General features: G+C 38.4%; 22 protein-coding genes. 21 read left to right on the top strand and 1 reads right to left on the bottom strand.

Annotated features, from left to right (window positions below; translation table 11 throughout):
* Positions 1 to 72: 72 nt before the first annotated feature.
* The 11 genes from R6U77_RS18200 (at position 73) to R6U77_RS18150 (ending at position 8897) form a co-directional block, all read left to right on the top strand.
* Positions 73 to 225 carry a hypothetical protein gene (locus R6U77_RS18200; protein WP_319836715.1) on the top strand — a complete coding sequence of 51 codons (153 nt, stop codon included), beginning with the start codon at positions 73 to 75 and terminating at the stop codon, positions 223 to 225.
* Between the two features lie 71 nt (positions 226 to 296).
* Complete coding sequence (locus R6U77_RS18195) at positions 297 to 1628, top strand: hypothetical protein (protein ID WP_319836714.1); 1332 nt, start codon at positions 297 to 299, stop codon at positions 1626 to 1628.
* An 18-nt stretch (positions 1629 to 1646) separates the two neighbouring features.
* On the top strand, positions 1647 to 2618 hold the full coding sequence (locus R6U77_RS18190; protein WP_319836713.1) for a phage lytic cycle repressor MrpR family protein: 972 nt from the start codon (positions 1647 to 1649) through the stop codon (positions 2616 to 2618).
* 167 nt (positions 2619 to 2785) lie between these two features.
* Positions 2786 to 2971: a hypothetical protein gene (locus tag R6U77_RS18185; protein WP_319836712.1), complete on the top strand. Its 186-nt coding sequence runs from the start codon at positions 2786 to 2788 to the stop codon at positions 2969 to 2971.
* A gap of 118 nt (positions 2972 to 3089) precedes the next feature.
* On the top strand, positions 3090 to 3710 hold the full coding sequence (locus R6U77_RS18180) for a 3D domain-containing protein (RefSeq protein WP_319836711.1): 621 nt from the start codon (positions 3090 to 3092) through the stop codon (positions 3708 to 3710).
* A gap of 299 nt (positions 3711 to 4009) precedes the next feature.
* Complete coding sequence (locus R6U77_RS18175; protein WP_293921178.1) at positions 4010 to 4363, top strand: STAS domain-containing protein; 354 nt, start codon at positions 4010 to 4012, stop codon at positions 4361 to 4363.
* Positions 4356 to 4796 carry an anti-sigma F factor gene (gene spoIIAB / locus R6U77_RS18170; protein ID WP_293921176.1) on the top strand — a complete coding sequence of 147 codons (441 nt, stop codon included), beginning with the start codon at positions 4356 to 4358 and terminating at the stop codon, positions 4794 to 4796. The genes R6U77_RS18175 and spoIIAB overlap by 8 nt, the downstream gene beginning before the upstream one ends.
* A complete protein-coding gene (locus R6U77_RS18165; RefSeq protein WP_406601060.1) occupies positions 4780 to 5580 on the top strand; it encodes a SigF/SigG family RNA polymerase sporulation sigma factor in 801 nt (266 codons plus the stop codon). Before spoIIAB ends, R6U77_RS18165 begins: the two co-directional genes overlap by 17 nt.
* Positions 5577 to 7019, top strand: a complete 1443-nt coding sequence (locus tag R6U77_RS18160; RefSeq protein WP_293921172.1) for a spore germination protein — start codon at positions 5577 to 5579, stop codon at positions 7017 to 7019. Before R6U77_RS18165 ends, R6U77_RS18160 begins: the two co-directional genes overlap by 4 nt.
* 74 nt (positions 7020 to 7093) lie before the next feature.
* Positions 7094 to 8413: a diaminopimelate decarboxylase gene (lysA, locus tag R6U77_RS18155; RefSeq protein ID WP_319836710.1), complete on the top strand. Its 1320-nt coding sequence runs from the start codon at positions 7094 to 7096 to the stop codon at positions 8411 to 8413.
* Between the two features lie 130 nt (positions 8414 to 8543).
* Positions 8544 to 8897 carry a GNAT family N-acetyltransferase gene (locus tag R6U77_RS18150; RefSeq protein WP_319836709.1) on the top strand — a complete coding sequence of 118 codons (354 nt, stop codon included), beginning with the start codon at positions 8544 to 8546 and terminating at the stop codon, positions 8895 to 8897.
* 201 nt (positions 8898 to 9098) lie between these two features.
* Here the strand turns inward: R6U77_RS18150 and R6U77_RS18145 are convergent, their stop codons facing one another.
* Positions 9099 to 9596 (bottom strand): DUF309 domain-containing protein, encoded by a 498-nt coding sequence (locus tag R6U77_RS18145; protein WP_319836708.1) that lies wholly within the window; start codon positions 9594 to 9596, stop codon positions 9099 to 9101.
* Positions 9597 to 9707: 111 nt separating this feature from the next.
* Here R6U77_RS18145 and R6U77_RS18140 point away from each other — a divergent pair, with 111 nt between their 5' ends.
* The 10 genes from R6U77_RS18140 (at position 9708) to R6U77_RS18095 (ending at position 20670) form a co-directional block, all read left to right on the top strand.
* Positions 9708 to 10484, top strand: a complete 777-nt coding sequence (locus R6U77_RS18140) for a segregation/condensation protein A (protein WP_319836707.1) — start codon at positions 9708 to 9710, stop codon at positions 10482 to 10484.
* Complete coding sequence (gene scpB, locus R6U77_RS18135; protein ID WP_406601059.1) at positions 10459 to 11043, top strand: SMC-Scp complex subunit ScpB; 585 nt, start codon at positions 10459 to 10461, stop codon at positions 11041 to 11043. Before R6U77_RS18140 ends, scpB begins: the two co-directional genes overlap by 26 nt.
* Positions 11044 to 11055: 12 nt before the next feature.
* Positions 11056 to 12021, top strand: a complete 966-nt coding sequence (locus tag R6U77_RS18130) for a D-alanyl-D-alanine carboxypeptidase family protein (RefSeq protein WP_319836706.1) — start codon at positions 11056 to 11058, stop codon at positions 12019 to 12021.
* 474 nt (positions 12022 to 12495) lie between these two features.
* Positions 12496 to 13617 (top strand): RNA-guided endonuclease InsQ/TnpB family protein, encoded by a 1122-nt coding sequence (locus R6U77_RS18125; protein ID WP_319836705.1) that lies wholly within the window; start codon positions 12496 to 12498, stop codon positions 13615 to 13617.
* Positions 13618 to 13777: 160 nt separating this feature from the next.
* Positions 13778 to 14512 carry a pseudouridine synthase gene (locus tag R6U77_RS18120; protein ID WP_293921158.1) on the top strand — a complete coding sequence of 245 codons (735 nt, stop codon included), beginning with the start codon at positions 13778 to 13780 and terminating at the stop codon, positions 14510 to 14512.
* 89 nt (positions 14513 to 14601) lie between these two features.
* Positions 14602 to 15138, top strand: coding sequence for a thiol-disulfide oxidoreductase ResA (resA, locus tag R6U77_RS18115; RefSeq protein ID WP_293921156.1), 537 nt, complete (start codon positions 14602 to 14604; stop codon positions 15136 to 15138).
* Between the two features lie 11 nt (positions 15139 to 15149).
* On the top strand, positions 15150 to 16793 hold the full coding sequence (resB, locus tag R6U77_RS18110; protein ID WP_293921154.1) for a cytochrome c biogenesis protein ResB: 1644 nt from the start codon (positions 15150 to 15152) through the stop codon (positions 16791 to 16793).
* On the top strand, positions 16790 to 18028 hold the full coding sequence (gene ccsB / locus R6U77_RS18105; RefSeq protein WP_319836704.1) for a c-type cytochrome biogenesis protein CcsB: 1239 nt from the start codon (positions 16790 to 16792) through the stop codon (positions 18026 to 18028). Before resB ends, ccsB begins: the two co-directional genes overlap by 4 nt.
* Positions 18029 to 18188: 160 nt before the next feature.
* The gene (locus tag R6U77_RS18100) at positions 18189 to 18905 is read left to right on the top strand and encodes a response regulator transcription factor (protein ID WP_293921150.1); all 717 of its coding nucleotides are present in this window, start codon (positions 18189 to 18191) and stop codon (positions 18903 to 18905) included.
* Positions 18898 to 20670: an ATP-binding protein gene (locus R6U77_RS18095; RefSeq protein WP_319836703.1), complete on the top strand. Its 1773-nt coding sequence runs from the start codon at positions 18898 to 18900 to the stop codon at positions 20668 to 20670. The genes R6U77_RS18100 and R6U77_RS18095 overlap by 8 nt, the downstream gene beginning before the upstream one ends.
* The last annotated feature ends 133 nt before the right edge of the window (positions 20671 to 20803 follow it).

Here is a 20803-nt window from a genome sequence, read left to right as displayed (position 1 = left end):
AAAAAAGACTTGGCTTATTTGCTCGGTCTTTTATTTCTCTATATAGAAAAGTAAAATGAGAGGTGTTCACCAATGGATAAATACGAATTATATAAGCAAGAATTAATACTGCAAATTGTAAAAAAAGAGATAGATGCATTTTATTTAATTGATTATGTTATTGAGCTATGTCAAAAAATTGATGAATTAGATTATCAACTAAATAATCAGCGATGCATTTCATAAAAATTAATTAACTATATTTTTGTTGGTGTGGTATGATACAATATATAAAATATAGAATGGAGGAGCTTTACATGAAATTGGGTGCAACTAGGGAGGATATTGTTCATACAATAAAGCTAAATATAGAACGATTGATTAAAAGCCCTCAAAAAATAAAGGAAGTAGTGAGCCAATTAGAGAAGCAGTATGATATTCCTCGAAGTGATGTGCTGCAAATTTTAAATACAGAAGCAACATTAAAAAATATTGATATGATCGAATTAGGTATAATCGGTGAAGCAATTGCCCTAGCATTAGGGAAAGAAAAAGACTGGCTTGCTCACTATTTTAACCCACCAGAGATAGAAAGAATGCGCGTATATAAAAAAGAAGAGAACGATACGAGCGTTTCACTGTCCTTTAAACCAGCGATTAAGTTAAATGACAATGTTTTTATTGTTGGTGTATCAAGACAGGATATAGCGAAAATGTATGATAAAGGGCTATTTACTTGGGATGAACAAATACAGAGAGAGGGGAAACGAAAGACCTACAATAACGCTGTTTTTTCTATTCCAAAGCTCAATGAGACAAGCATTCGAGAAATAAAGGAGCAAGTATTGCAGGGAGTTTTAGTTGAAAATGAATTAGCTTATAACTTAGTTAAGGACTCCTCAGAGGATGGGGTGGAGCTTTATTATAATGAGAAAACGTTTGAATTAAGCTTTGCTGACAAGTTTATAGGGCAAATTATTGATGGTATGCATCGTACAGCAGGGATACATAGAGCTTGGATTGAAAATCCTCATATTAGTGGTTATATGCCAATTCGCATCTCAAATTATACGACAAAGGAAGCGACAAGGTATCAATATGAATTATCTAAAATGACGCCAATTGATAAATCTCGTTTGCAAGTATTAAGCCATGAAAGAATAAATGATCGAATCGTCAATAATTTGAAAGTCGAGGGGCGATTAAGAAATAAAATTTCTAATGTATCGGTTCCAAACAGGAAAATGGGCGAGCTAGTAGCATATATCGTCTTGTCAGATGCCTTTTATACTTTGTTTGAAAAGCATAACCAGACGAAAACAGGCAAACTGACAGAGGAGTTTAACGAGTATTTAACCTATTTATTTGAGTATTATGAAGACGAATATTTAAATGACGGCAATTCTTTATTGTTTAAAAACAAATTTTTTTATTGGCATGTCTATATTTTTAAAACGATGCTGGAACATGAAATCTCCTTCCATTTACTTAATAAAATAGTCAATATAAATTATTTCAATAAACACTTTGTGTTGGAGACATTTGGAACAAAGCAAATGAGCGATAATCAAATTAGAGGTGAAAAAGAAAATCAAGGAATTGGGCTAATGAATAAAATGCTAGCTGAAAGCGATTTATTGAAAACATAAAATAGAGGAGGGGTTTCTTTGACAGCGGTAACAAATTTATTTAATGCTGATGTAAAAAAATATTTTATTGAAGGGTTCCCAGAAGATAGTATTCAAAGACATCAAGTGATGGGTATATTTAGAAATGCTAAACCTATTGAAGAAAAAAAGGGAATTGATTTATATGATATGACCTATAGCGAATTGGATAAATTTTTATTAGGAAATGGCTATAGGTCCAGCAATTCAGTAAGAAGAGATATCGTGCTGTTAAATCAATATATTAAATGGGCTGAATTGAATGGTTTAGTAACAAATCAGACAAATCGACTATTTTCTACTTCTCGGAAATCAATTGACAAATATATTTATAAAAACTTTAACACGATTTATCAAAAAGAAGATTTGTTAGCAGGGCTACAACAAGAAAATAATTTATATTATTTGATAGGTCTTTGTATTTTTGAAGGAATTGGCTCCGTTAATTTTGAGGAAATTCAAACATTGACAGTGGATAATTTATCAAAAAGTAATGACAAATACTATGTTCAATTAAATAGAGGGCTACTGTCTATTAGCGAAGAGCTGTTTCAGGGATTGATTAAATATAATCGAGTGTTAATAGATAAAAATTTACATTCAGAATTTGTTGATAGTGAATATATTTTTAAGCCATTCAAAAGAAAGAACTCTGAGGATATGCTAGTCATCCCTCCTGCAATTCGAAATAGGATATGGAATTGTTTAAAGGCATATTTAGGGGACGAAACATTTAATCTTGCTACAGTTGTGAGAAGCAGCTTTAGTTACTATGCATACATAGAAATGCAGCAGTCTAAGAAGATGCTGCTTACTGCGGATATTTTAAAGCAAGTAGCTGATCGCCATGGAAAGCATAAAAATATACATGGCTACTATCTAGGGAAAATTTTAGATGAGTTAAACATTGAATTTATGAAAGAACACTACGGAAGCTTCGAAATTGAGGAGAAGCTTGTAAATAAAATATAATATTAGCTGGGAACTATGCTGTTTTCAGCTAAATATATTTATTGATTGATTTATTTTGTGATGTTGCCCCCTCTTCATCATAAAATAGGTGAGTAAATAAATGTTTGTTGTTTAAAAATTAATTAAATATATTTTTTATTTCTAATGAAACCTGAGAGGTTCTAATTATGACAAATAAAGTGTATATGTTGCGATGTAGCAAAAGCAGGTGTAAAGGGCTATATGTAAAAGAGATGGAACAAGGCTATATTGAAATGACTGCAATCAACTTAGAAATAGCTAATGAAATGTACCATTTAGAAGCAGAATCAGCCTATAGATTAAATAAACTATTAAAGAAAAATAATGAATGATAGAAGCTGCTGGAGCTAAATAAAATTTTTAGCTATATCTTTAAAATTAATTAAACATATAAATTGAAAGGTGGTAGTTTAGTTCTGCCGACAGAAAGCGCAAGGATTAAGCGGATAGATGAATAAAAAAATAATATTGCTAATTGTAGTTTCTTTAGTATGGTGGGGATGGTTTATCATCAATTTAAAAGCGACCCATGTAACGCAAGTATCTCCTCCTCTGCAAATAATCAATAAGCATGAACAATACATAAATGTTAAAAATCAAGTGAAAGAAATACATAGGCAAAGAATGATGGAACAAAGTAAAAGGGAAGAATATGAACTAGCTAAAATTAGTGCAATTGAGCATACAAAAAGAAGAAAGTTACAAGAGATAGCAAGTAAAGAAGCAGAAAGGTTAAAACAAGAGCAACAAAAAAGTAAATGGATGACATTTAATGCTAGCTATTACGGTCCAGATTGTGATGGCTGTAGCGGTGTTTCAGCAGCTGGGGTCGATGTGAGAAAATCCGTTTATTATGATGAATATCGAATTATTGCAGCTGATACAAATATCGTTCCTTTATGGACAATTGTAGAAATTCAAACGCCTAATGAAACATTTCAAGCTATCGTTTTAGACACCGGCGGGGCAATAAAAGGGTATAAATTAGATATTTTAGTTTCCTCAGAGGCAGAATCTTATCGGATAGGTAGGCATGATGTGAAATTAAGGATGATTGGCAAATATGAATAATTCAAGGCACCTATAAAATCGGAATTTCCTTCGGTTTTATAGGTGTTTTTTAGTGTGAACGTAGAATAAATCCTCGCAAACGTAGAATAATTCTCAAAAAACGTAGAATAAAATCCCGAAAACGTAGAAAAAACTTTCAAAAATGTAGAATAACCAGCAATTGATGTTTAAAATCCTACGCATTTTCCCATACTTTGGCGTATAGGCACTAGTTTTAGCGAAGTGTCACTAGTTTTGTCAGGTGTGAAGGAAAAGCTTATTCGTCGTGGAATTAGCGTTAGACGAGGAGGCGAAGCATTATGAATTATGAAATTTCGATGTACCCAGAGCAAATTGCGATTATTCGATTGTATGGGGAGCTTGGGCATCATGAGACTGAAAAAATTCGTGCGCAAATTTCGAAGACCATTATGCAGGGACAGGTGACGACATTAATTTGGAATTTAGCGGGCTTACAATTTATGGATAGCTCAGGTATTGGCTTAATTTTAGGGAGGATGCGCGAGCTCAGCATCGTAGGTGGTCAAATACTCATTTTGAATCCTTCAGCGACAATGCAGAAAATATTTCAATTTTCAGGGCTTGCATCTTATATGATGCAGGCAGATGAACCGACAGCTATTTCACATATAAGGGGGATTGTTCATGGATAACGAAATGACATTATCATTTATTGCAAAGAGTGACAATGAAAGCTTAGCAAGAATGGCGATTATGAGCTTTATTTCACAGCTAGATCCAACAGTGGACGAGCTATCAGAGCTGAAAACGATTATTTCAGAGGCTGTATCCAATGCGATTATTCATGGCTATGAGGAGGATGGCAAAAGCGTTGTGACAGTACGTGCGACATTAATTGGCGATACGGTACAAGTAAGTATTCAAGACTATGGAAAAGGCATTGGTGATGTTGCGCAGGCAATGGAGCCTTTATTTACAACGAAGGCTGCTTTAGAGCGCTCTGGCATGGGTTTCACGATTATGGAAAGCTTTGCGGACGAGCTTGTTGTGCAATCAGTTGAAGGTGAAGGAACGAGTGTGACATTTACGAAAAAAATATCATCGGCACATGCGTCAGTCATGTAAAGGGGTGAGGACAATCGAGAAGTCTTCAGAAGTGTTGTTGACGCAGGCAGAGATGCGAGTATTGATTGAGCATTCGCAGCAAGGGGATATCGATGCAAGGAAACGAATGATTGAGGGCAATACAAGATTGGTATGGTCGATTGTCCAGCGCTTTTCATCGCGCGGCGTGGAGCTTGAAGATTTATTTCAAATCGGCTGTATTGGCTTGATGAAATCGATTGATAAATTTGACTTGTCGTATGAAGTGAAATTTTCAACATATGCGGTACCGATGATTATCGGCGAAATTCAGCGCTTTTTACGAGATGATGGCATGGTGAAGGTCAGTCGCTCCATTCGCGAATTGAATTATAAAATTCGCCATGCGACAGAGGAGTATATGAAAACAAATGAAAAGCCACCATCTATTTCAGAATTAGCGGAGCGTTTAGGGGTAACGCAGGATGACATACTTGTAGCAACAGATGCGATGCGTGATCCTGCCTCCTTACATGAGCAGCTATTTGAAAATGATGGTGATTCGATTACATTGATGGATCAAATGTATGATGAAAAATCACAGCTGCCATTTGAATATATTCCGCTGAAGGAAATGCTGACAAAGCTTGATAAGCGGGAGCAATCCATTATTTATTTGCGCTATTTTGCGGATTTAACGCAGACGGAAATCGCAGAGCGTCTCGGTATTTCGCAAGTGCAAGTATCGCGCTTAGAGAAAAAAATATTAGCACAGTTGAAGCAGTGGATGGATGTGACAACGACGAAAAAGGCAGTGAAAAAATGACGAACCAGCTTTTTACAACTTTAGAGCAGGCAGAACAGTATTTACGACAGGCTTTAGGTGAGGGGAAATCGTTTGATGTTTGCATCAAGCCGATTTTTGTGCGCAATATGGAAGTGCTATCTGTTTATATTTCAGGATTGGTAGATAGTGAAACGTTGACAAATATGCTTGCTGAATTGCAGTTTGAGGAACGAGAGCATATTGAGGATGAGCCCGCCTATTTTGATGCGCATTTTAATTATCATGGCAAAGAGCCTGTCGAAACGATTGAAGATTTTCTATTAGGGGTGCTGAGCGGTAGAATCGGCTTTGTGACAGAGCATGGTCATTGCTATTGCGCAGAGTTTCGCAAGTATCCAGGGCGCAATCCTGAAGAGCCTGATAATGAAAAGGTGATTCGTGGCTCACGTGATGGCTTTGCGGAAAATATTATACAAAATACAGGACTGATTCGTCGGCGAATTCGCAGTGCAGATTTACGCTTTGAGTTGATGCAAGTGTCCAAGCTTGGCAAAACAGATGTGGCGATTTGCTATATGCAAGATTTAGTGAATGACGAGCATCTGCACTGGTTGCAGGAGCGCTTTCAATTAATTGACCATGATGGCTTGACGATGGCGGATAAATCGTTGGAAGAATGGTTATTTAAGCAAAAATTCCATCCACTTCCATTTGTTCGCTATTCGGAACGCCCTGATATTGTAGCGGCGCATTTACTGGAGGGGCATATTGCGATTATTGTGGATACATCGCCTTCTGTCATGCTAATGCCTGTGACGTTATTCCATTTTTTACAGCATGCTGAGGAATATCGTCAAGCGCCACTTATTGGTTCAATGATGCGCCTTTTACGTTATCTGGCAGCACTTTTGAGCTTAGTGCTGCTGCCATTATGGTATTTATTTGCGAAGGAAAGCCATCTATTACCGGATTCACTTTCTTTTTTAGGTGTAGCAGAATCCTCAGAAGTGCCGCTATTTCTACAAATTTTAATTGCCGATTTAGGAATTGAGTATTTGCGGATTGCCGCTATTCATACGCCCACCCCGCTTTCGACCGCAATGGGCTTAATCGCGGGGATTGTCATTGGGCAAATTGCGATTGATGTTGGACTTTTTTCAAGCGAGGTTGTCTTATATACAGCGATTGTTGCTATTTTCACCTTTGCTATTCCAAACTACGAGCTGAGCATTTCGATTAAAGTTTTCCGTATCTTTTTATTAATTATGACAGCGTTATTTGAAGCAAACGGCTTCTTTATCGCACTGTTTATTATTTTCTCATACTTATGTGCATTGCGCCCAATGAAAGTTCCATATATGTGGCCGCTTATTCCGTTTTTCCCGAAGGCATTTATGCGCGTCTTTATTCGTTTCCCGATGTCTGATGATGCACTTAGGCCATATATTGTAGGAGCGAAGCAGCGAAAACGAGCATAAAGTACATTGCACTCAGTTCTCTCCTATGATAAAGTTCTCATATACAAATTTTGAACGATAACGGAGGAGAACATATGCATTTATACGGAACACAGAACATTTCAAGCAATGGACATTTGACAATTGGTGAAGTAGATACAGTTGAGTTAGTAAAGAACTATGGTACACCGTTATTCGTTTATGACACAGCGTTAATTCGTGAGCGCGCACGTGGTTTTATCGACACATTCAAACAGCTAGGCGTTAAAGCAGAAGTAGCGTATGCTTCAAAGGCATTTGCTTGTGTTGCTGCCTATCAATTAGCTGAGCAAGAAAATTTATCGCTAGATGTTGTTTCTGGTGGTGAATTATATACAGCGATTAAGGCGGGGTTCCCAGCAGAGCGTATTCATTTTCATGGCAACAATAAATCCTACGCAGAGCTAGAGCTTGCCTTCGATACGAAAATTGGCTGTATCGTTGTTGATAACTTTTATGAAATCAGCTTGCTAAAAGAAATTTCTGAGGCAAAGCAGCAGCCAATGCGCATTTTACTACGTGTAACACCTGGTGTTGAAGCACACACGCATGATTTTATTACAACAGGTCAAGCCGATTCAAAATTCGGCTTCGATTTAAATAATGGGCAAGCAGATCAAGCATTTGATGCGGTGATTGGTCATGAATTTTTACAGCTTTTAGGCTTGCACTGCCATATTGGCTCACAAATTTTTGAAACAGATGGCTTTAGCTTAGCAGCTGGCAAGCTGATGAAAAAAATTGGTGAGTGGAAGGAACAGCATCGCTTTGAATGCACGGTTTTAAATTTAGGTGGTGGCTTCGGTATTCGCTATACAGAAGAGGATAAGCCACTTGCACCACATGTCTATGTAGCAGAAATGATTAAAACTGTACAGGCAGAGGCAGCTGCTTTAAAATTAACGATGCCAGAAATTTGGATTGAGCCAGGTCGCTCACTTGTTGGGGATGCAGGCACATCGCTTTATACGATTGGCTCACATAAAACAGTGCCAAACGTTCGTGAATATATTGCGGTAGATGGTGGGATGAGCGACAATATTCGCCCAGCACTTTACGATGCAAAATATGAGGCGGTTATTGCAAATAAAGCAAATGCGCCAAAGGGCAGCACATATACAGTCGCTGGTAAGCTTTGTGAATCTGGTGATAAGCTAATCGTGGATGCCGCATTACAGCAGGCAGAATCTGGTGATATTTTAGCTATGTTTTGTACGGGAGCTTACGGTTATTCAATGGCTTCAAACTATAACCGCGTACCGCGCCCAGCCGTTGTATTTGTAGAAGCAGGTGAACACCAGCTAGCAATTCAACGTGAAAGCTATGAGGATATTGTACAAAACGATCGCCCATTAGTACTAAAAAAGGGTGAGTAATCGTTGAAAATATCGAGATGGAAACTGTTAATTGGGTTAGTGGCATTTATACTATTATGGGGTTTGATTTATATTTATGTAATCATTCCATACTTTTTAGTGGATTAGCGGAAAATGAGGAATTGTAAAGATGTTAGTAAAGTATAAAAAAGCATTTGAAAAAATTGCGATGGGCTTAATTTCATTAATGCCAAACTGCAAAGATTCAAAGCAATTGATGGATATTGTGCAGCATTATGAGCAGACGCCGAATTGGCAGCTCTATTTATGGAAAATGGATGATGAATTTGTTGGGGCAATTGGTGTAGTAGTAACAGATGAAGTAGCTACAATCCAGCATATTTCCATTATTCCGACCTACCATGGTGAAGGAATTACAGCTGCAATGCTAGAGGAGCTGCGTGCTTTAGGGCAGTATGCCAGCTTGCACTATAATGATGAAACAGCACCATATTTGCAGCATTATTTATCAAACGAAGAATAAAAGCTAGCGGAAAAAGGCGAATATGCTGTTTTTCCGCTAGCTGTTTTTATTTATGGATCGGCTAGTCTCAATGCTGCAACAAGAAGGTATGCAAATGATATATTACAAATGCGATAAGAATATGGAGATAAGGTGAGGATTTGGACAGATGGTGAAGCTCAAGCCTTTTCTCAATTGAAAAGAAAGCGTCTAAAATAATAATCAGACGCTTTCTTTTTTCGTTTCCAATTTCGCCAGTCTCTCTGCCACAATCTCCGAACGGTCACGCAGCTTATGCTTATCCCGCAAAAAAGTAGGCTCTACAGGCTCTTGCTCTGCAATTTGTGCATTGACAAGCTGTGCGAATGACTCGTTGATGATAGCAAGTGGAAAAGCCGCAAAATCCTCTCCTGTCTCAATTGCAAAAATTGTCTTTTGCAGCTTATGCAATAAATCCGCTTTGTCTAGCATGTCGAAAAATGGCGATTCCTTTTGTAAGCAAAGATATGCTTTTTGCAATGTGCGCAGTGCTCCATTCATATTGCCACGACGCCAATGATATAAGCCCGTTGCAAGCTGTACAAAGCCTACAAGAATATGTTCTCTATGCCCTGGCGCAATTTCCTTCCAATATTCCTCTAACACCTCATGGCATTCAAAATAGTCTTCATTACCATTAAAATAAGCACAATACTGTACAAACAATGGGTGCATAATCATCACCTTTCCTCTTTACGAAGTACGTATTAAAATAGTATCATATCAATTATGTCTTGGCGAAGCACAGTAGCTAAGGTGATACCTCGACAAGAAACGACAGGTGGTAATCAAATGTCTTATGAAGTAAAGCTGGAAGCATTTTCAGGCCCTCTCGATTTATTATTGCATTTAATTAATCGTTTGGAAATTGATATATACGATATTCCGATGGCAGAATTAACTGCACAATATATTGACCATATCCATGCAATGCAAGTGCTAGAATTGAATGAGGCGAGCGAATATTTAGTGATGGCGGCAACGCTTTTAGCCATCAAAAGTAGAATGCTTTTACCAATTCATGAAGGTGAAATGGATGATGCAGAATTTGAGCTAGACAGCGTCGATCCACGTGACGAGCTTGTGGCACGCTTAATTGAATATAAAAAATATAAGGAAGCGGCGACACAGCTACAAGTGCTGGAAACGGAGCGTGCGCAAGTGTATACACGCCCACCAGCGGATTTGTCTGCATTTATGCCAGATGAGCAGCTTGCCTTATTCGATGCCAATGTTAATGTATACGATATGCTTGCGGCATTTCAAAAGCTACTGCGTCGCAAGCAATTAAAAAAGCCTTTGCAAACAAGGGTAGCAAGGCAGGAAATTTCAATACGAGAAAAAATGCGCTCAGTTGTTGCTTCATTAAAGAAAACTGGTGGACGTGCATTGTTTTCAGAGCTGTTTCCATATGAGGATAAAGCAACGTTAATCGTGACATTTTTATCGCTATTAGAATTAATGAAGCGTCAAGTTGTCCTTGTAGAGCAACAGCACAATTTTCAGGATTTGACGGTGCTTTTACAGAAGGAGGAGTTAGATGATGAATTCGAAGATATTACTGAGTAAAATAGAAGCGCTCCTCTTCGTCGTTGGTGATGAAGGTATGACTGTAAGGCAGTTAGCGAATTATTTAGAAGTAGAAGATATGGACGTTGAAGCAGGACTAAGTGAGCTTGCAACGCAATATAATGAATCAGAGACATCTGGTATTGCATTGAAACAATTAGCAGGTACTTATCAATTAACGACGAAACCAGAAATGGCAGAAACGATTAAAAGACTTGTAGATAATCCAACAAGCCAACTGTTAACAGCAGCCTCTATTGAGGTGCTAGCAATTATTGCGTACAAGCAGCCAATTACGAGAATTGAAGTAGAGGATCTGCGCGGGGTGAAAAGTGAAAAGCCAATTCAAACACTTGTTTCAAGAGGGCTTATCCAAGATGTCGGACGCGTTGAAGGGACAGGACGTGCCATTTTATATGGTACAACGAAGGAATTTTTAAATTATTTCGGTTTGAAGGACATTGCAGAGCTACCACCTTTACCAGAAGGACAGGATGGAGAGGAAGAGCAGGAAGCCGATTTATTTTTAACAAAATTCCAAGAAGCATTTAATGACTAAAGGAGTGAATATTTGAGAAAGTTGCTATGTGTCGTATTGCTTTTCGTTTTATTGCAGCCTTCAGCACAGGCGGCAGGTCATGCGTATGCCGTAGTTGATGCACAGACAGGCAGGCTATTAATGGGGACTAATGAGCATGCAAAATTACCAATCGCTAGCTTAACGAAAATTTGGACGGCATTAGTTGTCCTTGAAAATAGCGAATTACATGACCAAGTAACGATTTCTGAGCGTGCAGCATTAAGTGAAGGCTCCTCTATTTATGTAGAAAAAGGGCAGACGTATTCCGTTGAAACATTGTTATACGGCTTGATGCTGCGCTCTGGCAATGATGCAGCATATGCATTAGCGGAGCATGTTGGGGGCTCTGTGGAGGGCTTTGTTTATTTAATGAATGAACGTGCACAGCTAGCTGGTTTATCGGATACAACCTTCAGCAATCCGTCAGGCTTACATGATGAAGCACATCTTTCCTCTGCCTACGACACAGCGCGCATGTTACAAATAGCGATGCGCAATGAGCAATTTAAAAAAATCGCCACAACCGTCGTGTTTAATGGGGAACAAAGCTGGAAAAATAAGCATCGTCTCTTATCGGAAAATAAGGGCGCTATTGCAGGCAAGACAGGCTATACAAAAGTAGCGGGTCGCACGCTTGCCACGTATTTTCAAAAGGAGCAAAAGCAATTTATCGTCGTGACATTAAATGAATCCAACGACTGGCGTGTACACAATGCGCTTGCAGATCATATTGCGACAAATTATTCTGAGCGCACATTGGCGAAAAAAGGAACGTACTCAGTAGCTGGTGAAAAAATCATCGTCAAAGAGCCAATTAAAATGCTTGTGACAAAGGATGAAGTGCGCGATTTTCAGCATATTGTTTATTTACCAACGAATGCGCAGAAAAAAAATGCAGTCTGGTATGTTTATGCGAAAGGTCGCCCTGTACATGTGGTGGCGGTAGAGCGAGAATAAATTGTTCACAGATAATTCAGGGAAATCAGCCTCTCTTTAAATGAAAAGAGGGCTGATTTTTTAGCGTGTGACAAATTTCGTACGTATATGTGAAGTGAAGCTATTTTTCTTTAATAATGGTGTAAAGTATGTCATAATTTCAACAGGTTTGAGCATATCCATTCCACTTTGCGGTTAGGGTGTCCGAATTTTTTCGAGTGCGCTTTTTTCGGTAGGTTTCCAAACAAAGCAAAGTGAATCTTCAATCAGTGGGAGTTTGGTGTTCTTGCGATTACTCATCGCAACTAAGATTTGTACTTGTGTTAGTATGGGATAAAATCAATCAGGGGACAACGGTTACCTATAAACATCTACTAACTGATTGGAGATAGGAGTGAAGAGATGAGCAAGTGAAGATAAAACGAACGAATGTACTTATTCCCTTGTGCTTATGTTCTCTTTTTGTGTACACTACACAAAAAGGAGGGGAAAACGATGCTACTTGGGAGAAAAGTACGATTAAAACCAACCGTTGAACAAGAAAAACAACTGTGGAAATCGGTTGGGACAGCACGTTACATCTATAATTGGACACTGAATCGGCAAAAAGAAAATTATCGAAATGGTGAAAAATTCATACCAGATGGTGTGTTAAGAAAAGAACTCACACAACTGAAACAAAATAAGGAATTGTTGTGGTTGTATGATGTGTCGAATAACGTAGCAAAACAAGCGGTAAAAGATGCCTGTGATAGTTTCAAGAAATTCTTCAAAGGAGAAACCGCCTATCCGAAATTCAAAAGCAGGAGAAAATCGAAACCATCTTTTTATAATGACAATGTGAAATTGAAAGTAAAAAGAAGTTCCGTTTTATTAGAAAAAATTGGTTGGGTGAAAACGGCGGAACAACTGCCAATGGATTGTGCCTATACCAACCCAAGAGTGTCTTTTGACGGCAAGTATTGGTATGTAGCGGTCGGCGTGAAACAAGTTTTTCCACAAGAAGAATTGACAGATATATCATTAGGCATTGATGTTGGTATAAAGTTACTTGCCTATTGTTCGAATGGGAAATCGTATCCCAATATCAACAAAACCAAAGAAGTCAAAAAAATTGAGAAACGCTTATGTAGGTTGCAACAAAGTGTATCTCGCAAATACAAGATGAATAAGGAGGGAAACCGTTTTGCCAAAACATGCAACATTGTAAAAATCGAAAAAGACATACGTAAACTGCATAGAAGATTAGCCAATATCCGTAATAATCATCTTCATCAAACATCAAGCGCTATCGTGAAAACCAAGCCGTATCGCATTGTAATGGAAACCTTGAATATTCAAGGCATGATGAAGAATAAGCATTTATCGAAAGCCATTCAAAAACAAGGCTTATACGAATTTAAACGCCAAATCAAGTACAAGTGTGAAAAGTATGGCATTGAATTTGTCGAAGCGGATAAGTGGTATCCATCGTCTAAAAGGTGTTCAAGTTGTGGCAATAGTAAGCGTAATTTAAAGCTATCTGACCGTATGTACCATTGTGAAACATGTGGGCATACACAAAATCGAGATTTAAATGCGAGTATCAACTTGGCACAATATGAATTGGCAACGTAACACAAAAACGAACTTGTCAATATGTAGGATGCGTTGTATCCGAATTTACGTCTGTGGAGTGTCTTATCAAGCGAGAGTAGCCTTGGCAAAATCGGACACGAGGAAGCAGAAATGAAACGGAATTTATAGATTTTTATAGATTTTCGGCAACGGTGATCTTATGGAACGATTACAAAAAGTGATTGCTTACGCGGGTGTAGCATCTCGCCGCAAAGCAGAGCAGCTAATTGTAGAAGGTAAAGTAAAGGTAAATGGTAAGGTGGTAAAGGAGCTTGGGACGAAGGTGTCGAACTCCGATACAATTGAGGTAGAGGGCGTCAAGCTGGAGAAAGAAGATAAAGTGTATTTTCTTTTATATAAGCCAAAGGGCTATATTTCTGCAGTAACAGATGATAAAGGACGCAAAACGGTAACGGATATTTTTAAAAAGCACGTGCATCAGCGTATTTTCCCAGTAGGGCGCTTAGATTATGATACGACAGGCTTGCTGTTATTAACAAATGATGGGGAATTTTCTTATTCATTAACACATCCTAAATTTAAAATTGATAAAACGTATGTGGCACGTGTGAAAGGCGTACCAACAATTGATGGCTTGAAAAAGCTACAGCGTGGTATTAAATTGGAAGATGGCAAGACAGCGCCAGCAAAAGTTAGCATGATGTCATTTGATGAGCAGGCGGGCAAAGCGATTTGTGAAATTACGATTCATGAAGGAAGAAATCGCCAAGTGCGTAGAATGTTTGAGGCAATTGGAACACCTGTTGTCAAGCTGAAGCGAGAGCGCTTTGCATTTTTAGATTTAACAGGCTTAAGCCCAGGAGAATACCGTGAATTAACAAAGCATGAAGTGAAATTATTACGCGTATTAGCAGAAACAGGTAAAATTGATTAACAAAGATTCATAATTCCTTCAAAACTGTTAACGAAATAAAAAAATATTCTTTGCTATAATAGGATTTGTGCGAGGAGGGTTTTACACAAATGGAGAAGAAGAAAAAGCGATCAATTGTGCGTGGTATTATTTTAAGTGTACTACTCGTTGCAATTGTTTATACAGTTTATACAACAGCAACAAAGGACAAAGTGCAAATTTTGAAAGAAGGGTCGACAGCCCCTGACTTTGAGCTTGTTGGTTTAAACGGTGAGACGTACCGTTTATCAGATTTTAAAGGAAAAGGTGTATTTTTAAATTTTTGGGGTACTTGGTGTGAGCCTTGTGAGCGAGAAATGCCTGCAATGGATCGTCAATATAAGGAATTTAAAGACCAAGGTGTCGAGCTATTAGCAATTAACCTGAAACAATCTGATTTTGAAGTGCAAAGTTTCATTTCCAACCTAGGTGTGAATTTCCCAGTTGCTATTGATAAAACAAGAAGCGTGCAAAGAGCGTATAACGTCGGTGTTGCACTGCCAGCAACTGTATTAATTACACCAGAGGGGAAAGTGAAAAAAATTATTACCGGTGAAATGAAGGAGACAGCAATCGCTTCATATATGGAATCCATTAAACCGGAATAGGAGTTTGTCAAATGGAAAAAATCATTTGTACTTGTAAACATGAAAATCCAGTCGGTACAACGCTTTGTGAAAGATGTGGGCGACCTTTAACGACAGAGGAGCAAGACAAAGCGGTATTAGATATGCGCTATGATGGCGTTGCCATTCGCTCTAAAACGCATAATAAATCGATTATCGATAAAATCTGGAATTTCTTCTCTAGCGTTAAAGTTGGCGTTACACTAATTATTATTACGTTAATTGCAGCATCAATCGGAACCATTTTTCCACAAGAGTTTGCAGTAAATGTTGCAACAGAGGCTGAAAGAGCAAAATATTATACAGATATGTATGGTGCGATTGGAACGCTTTATTACAACTTAGGGCTAGCTGATTTATATTCATCATGGTGGTTTCAAACTATCGTTGGTATGCTAGCCGTTTCGATTATTGTTGCGAGTATTGACCGTGGCATTCCATTACATCGCTCATTAACAAATCAACGAGTGAAGCGCCATATCGGCTTTATGAAGCGTCAGCGTATTGTCGCGGAAGGACAACCCTCTGAGCAGGCGGATAAAACGCTTGATTTAATTGAGGAAGAGATGAAGAAGCTAAAATATAAAGTGCGCCGTGAAAACAATGCATTATTTGCAGAAAAAGGACGTTTTTCACGCTACGGCCCTTATGTAAATCACGTTGGATTAATTGTATTTTTAGGTGCGGTTATGCTGCGTCTAGTACCAGGCTTTTACGTTGATACATCGATATGGTTACGTGAAGGTGAAATGGTTGCAGTAGATGGTATGGAAGGTTATTTCCTCTACAATGATAAATTTATTTTAGAAACATATGATAACGACCCAAGAGGTGAGCAATTGCGTCAAGGTGTCAATGTTGTCGCAAAAAATTACCAAACAAATGTCAAGCTATATAAGCAAAAAGAAGGTGCCGTACCAGGGCAAACTTCTGATTTAGAGGAATTACAATCATATGAGATTCGTGTAAATCACCCATTAAAACAGGATGGTTATTCGATTTTCCAAATGGACTATCGCTTAAATGAATTAAAGACGATGCATTTCGAGCTACAAAACAAGGCAACGGAGGAATTTTTAGGTCAAGTGAGTATCGATTTAACAGCACCACAAAAGGAATATGTGATTGATGATCAAACAAAGGTGCAAATTGTTACTTATTTACCAGATTTCTCAGGCTTTAAGGATGGTGTGCCACAAACAGCTTCACCATATCCGGAAAACCCAGCATTTATTTTCCGCATGTTTACACCCGAAACACCAGAGGGAGAAACAAGCTTTGTAGCGATTCGTGAAACATTAGAGCCGCTAGGAGAGAATCAATATAAAATGAAGTTTTCAAATGTAGATACGCGTAATGTATCTGGCTTAACAATTCGTAAAGATACAACGATTCCAATTTTATTTATTGGTGGTATTATCTTTATGATAGGTGTTGTGATGGGCTCATATTGGAATCATCGTCGTCTATGGGTAGAGCAGCTAGAAGATGGCTCTATTCGACTTGCTGCGCATGCAAATAAAAACTGGTTCAGCATGAAAAAGGATTTAGATGCTGTGACAGCCTATGCACATTTGCCACAATATGTAGATCAAGTAGAGAAAGAACAGGAAAAGGAAGGTGACAACACCTTATGAGTTTACTTCAATTAAGTGGTTACTTATTATTTACAGCGTTTATTTGTTATTTAATTGCCCTTGTATTATTTGGTGGGGCGATTAAGCCAACAAAAGTAGCAAATGCACCTGCATCTGCTGAAAAATGGGGTAAGCTAGCAATTACGGTAACGATTATTGGGTTTATCGCTAATCTAGGCTATTTTATTTTACGCTGGATTTATACAGGACATGCACCTGTAAGTAATATGTTTGAGTTTACAACAGCGTTTGGGATGTTTGTTATTGCTGCATTTATCGTTAGCTATTTCATGTATCGTGTAGCAGCGCTTGGGGTTGTTGCATTACCAATTGCTATTTTAATTATTGGCTATGCTGCAATGTTCCCACGAGAAGTGAGCCCATTAGTGCCTTCACTACAAAGTCACTGGTTAACGATTCATGTGATAACAGCTGCAATGAGTCAGGCGGTATTAGCACTTAGTGCTGTAGCAGGCTTAGTTTATTTATTAAAGCATGTTGATGTGAAAAAAGCTTCAAAGGAACGTTTTTGCTTAGAGGCTGTTATGTTTTCTTTAGTTCTTGTAATAGGTTTTATTGTGTCTTCTGTTACATTTAGCGCAATGGGCTATAGTGCAACATATCAATATGTAGATAAAGAAGGTAGAACAGGCGTTGTAGAATACCATAATCCAGCTCTTTTTGGGATGAATGAGTATATAGAAGTGAAAGCAGTAGATCCAGATGCGAAGCAAAAAGTATATGAGCCTGTTGTAGAGGCTGAGCAATCATTCCAACCATTGGTAGAGATGCCAGCAATTATTAATGCAAAAAAATTAACAACGGTTGTTTATTCTGTTTTATTCGGTACAGTGATTTATTTACTTATTCGTTTAATTAGTCGCCGTTCTATTTCTGAGATGGTACAGCCACTTGTGCAAAAAGTAAATTCATCATTAGCGGATGAAATTGGTTATCGAGCAGTATTAATTGGCTTCCCGCTCTTTACACTTGGTGCCCTGATTTTTGCTATGATTTGGGCGCATGAGGCATGGAGTCGCTTCTGGGGCTGGGATCCGAAGGAAGTATGGGCCTTGATTACATGGCTATTCTATGCGGCATTTTTACATTTACGCCTATCAAAAGGCTGGGAAGGTAAAAAATCAGCATGGCTTGCTTTAATTGGCTTTGGAATTATTATGTTCAACTTAGTTGTTGTGAATCTAATTCTTGCTGGTTTACATTCATATGCTTAATTGAGCGTGGCTGTTAGAAAAGGATCATTTTCTAACAGCTTTTTTGTTTGCATCCTATTTGATATATGATGGAAGTTGCAAGAATATGCAAGTTCACTTTTCAATTTGGCACTGAAACGGTACAATAGAAGATGTAGAAAGTAGGAAAGGGGATACACTAGTGTCTGAAAATATTTCTGTATTAGTAGTAGATGATGAAGATCGTATTCGCCGTCTATTAAAAATGTACTTAGAGCGTGAAGGATATATTGTAGATGAGGCTGAAAATGGAGAAGAGGCAGTTGAGAAAGCGTTTGAAAACGACTACCACTGTATTCTTTTAGATATTATGATGCCAGAAAAAGATGGTCTGCAAGTTTGTGAAGAAATTCGCGAAAAGAAAACAACGCCAATTATTTTACTGACAGCAAAGGGCGAGGAAGCGAATCGTGTACAAGGCTTTGAGCTAGGGGCAGATGATTATATTGTCAAGCCATTTAGTCCACGTGAAGTGGTGCTGCGCTTAAAGGCTATTTTACGACGCTCTGCTGCGTTTGCACCTGTTTCAAATAGTTCTACATCAAAGGATTTAGTCGTGTTCCCACATTTAACAATTGACCATGATGCACACCGTGTGACAGCGGACGGCGTAGAGGTAAATTTAACACCAAAGGAATATGAGCTGCTTTATTTTCTAGCGAAATCACCTGATAAAGTATTTGACCGTGAACAATTGCTCAAGGAAGTGTGGCACTATGACTTCTTCGGTGATTTACGTACCGTCGATACACATGTCAAGCGCCTACGTGAAAAATTGAACCGCGTTTCTGAAAGTGCAGCGAAAATGATTGTCACTGTTTGGGGCGTAGGCTACAAATTTGAGGTAGTGAATGAATAGAATATGGAATAGTATTGTCGGGAAGCTATGGGGAACCATATTGCTTCTCGTTTCCTTTGTATTATTTATTTTCACGGTATTTATGCTAGAGTTTTTAGAGAGCTATCATAGTACAAGAGCGGAAGAAACATTGCGTCAAACAGCATCAACAATTGCTAATATTGTGGAAAACGACCTAATTGATGATTCCCCATATGAAATTATTCGTAGCGTCTTGCATGAAGGTACAAATGCATTAATTGCCGAAAATCCTGATGGCACAGTTTATGCGATTCAGGAAGGGATGAACAAGGAAAGTATACAACAGCAAATTTTAAAAAATAAAGCATTCGAAAATATTTATGCAAGCAATAAACCCATTTTGCAGGATATGAGGCTACCATCACAAAAGGATGAAAATAAAACAGAGACGTATGTCGTGCTAGCTTTTCCGCTAAAGGGTGATGCTGCTCGACATGGTGCGGTATTTATTTATCAAAATCCAGATGCGATGCACGAGACGAGCAGAGAAACAACGAAAATTGTCTTTATTTCCGCGTTTATAGCCTTTGTTTTAACAACATTTTTTGCCTTTTTCTTATCGAGTCGTATTACATATCCTTTAAGAAAAATGCGAGAATATGCCTTCGAAATTGCAAAAGGTCGTTTTGATTCACAAGTGCCAACAACGCAAAATGATGAAATCGGACAGCTTGCAGTTGCCTTCAACCAAATGGGGCGCCAGTTAAAGCACCATTTAGAAGTTATTAACCAAGAGAAGGAGCAGCTATCAAGCATCTTAACCTCGATGACGGATGCGGTCATTACTTTTAATCGTGATCGTACAATTTTAGTAAGTAATCCACCAGCCGAGCGCCTTTTACAAAAATGGTTTGTGGCGAAGGGGGAGCAAAGCACGAAGCCAATTCCTCCTGAAATTTATCATATGCTAGATCATGTGCTTGATTTTGAAGATAAAATTGAAGAGGAAATTGAAATGGAGGGCTCCTATTACAGCATTACCATTAGCCCTCTTTATAGCGGTGAGCTTGTGCGCGGTGCGGTGGCAGTTATTCGCGATCAAACAGAGCAGCATCGCTTAGAAAAACTACGCTCCGATTTTATTGCCAATGTCTCGCATGAATTGCGCACGCCAATTGCCATGCTACAAGGCTACTCTGAAGCGATTTTAGATGGTGTAGTGATAGATGAAGATGAGCGCAATGAAATGATTAAAATTATTTATGATGAGTCGCAGCGTATGGGACGACTTGTCACAGATTTACTTGATTTAGCACGCATGGAGTCAGGTCATATGCGACTGTATAAAAATCTTGTACCACTTGTGCCAGTTTTGGAGCGTATGACGCAAAAATTTGCACAAGTTGCAAAGGAGAAGCATGTTGATTTACGCTTCATATCAGACATCGAGGAAGATGTTATGGTGAACATTGATGAGGACCGCATCGAGCAAGTGTTGACGAACTTAGTGGACAATGCACTGCGTCACACACCTATTGATGGTGCTGTTACGGTATCGGCATCATATGCTAAATCGTATGCCAAAATTGAAGTACGAGACACTGGGATTGGTATTCCAAAGGATGACCTACCATATGTGTTTGAGCGCTTTTATAAGGCGGACAAGGCGCGTACACGCTCAAAGGGTGGTACAGGTCTTGGCTTAGCTATTGCCCGAAATATCGTGGAAGCGCATAATGGAAATATTGCGGTTACAAGCGTTGAAAAAGAAGGAACTGCATTTACTTTTTATTTGCCGTTGTAATAGAATAAAAGGGTGTGGGAAGTCGAATTTTCCCGCACCCTTTATTTGAATTTAGCCTAGATTTGGACAGAGCAACTCGGCTTTATAACGTTGCGTCCTATAGTAACGAGTAAAGGGATTTGAATTGTATATA

Origin of the sequence: Lysinibacillus louembei (assembly GCF_033880585.1) — a bacterium.
Lineage (GTDB): Bacteria > Bacillota > Bacilli > Bacillales_A > Planococcaceae > Metasolibacillus > Metasolibacillus louembei.
Note: the sequence above shows the minus strand (reverse complement) of the source record. Positions and strands in the feature narration are given on the sequence as shown.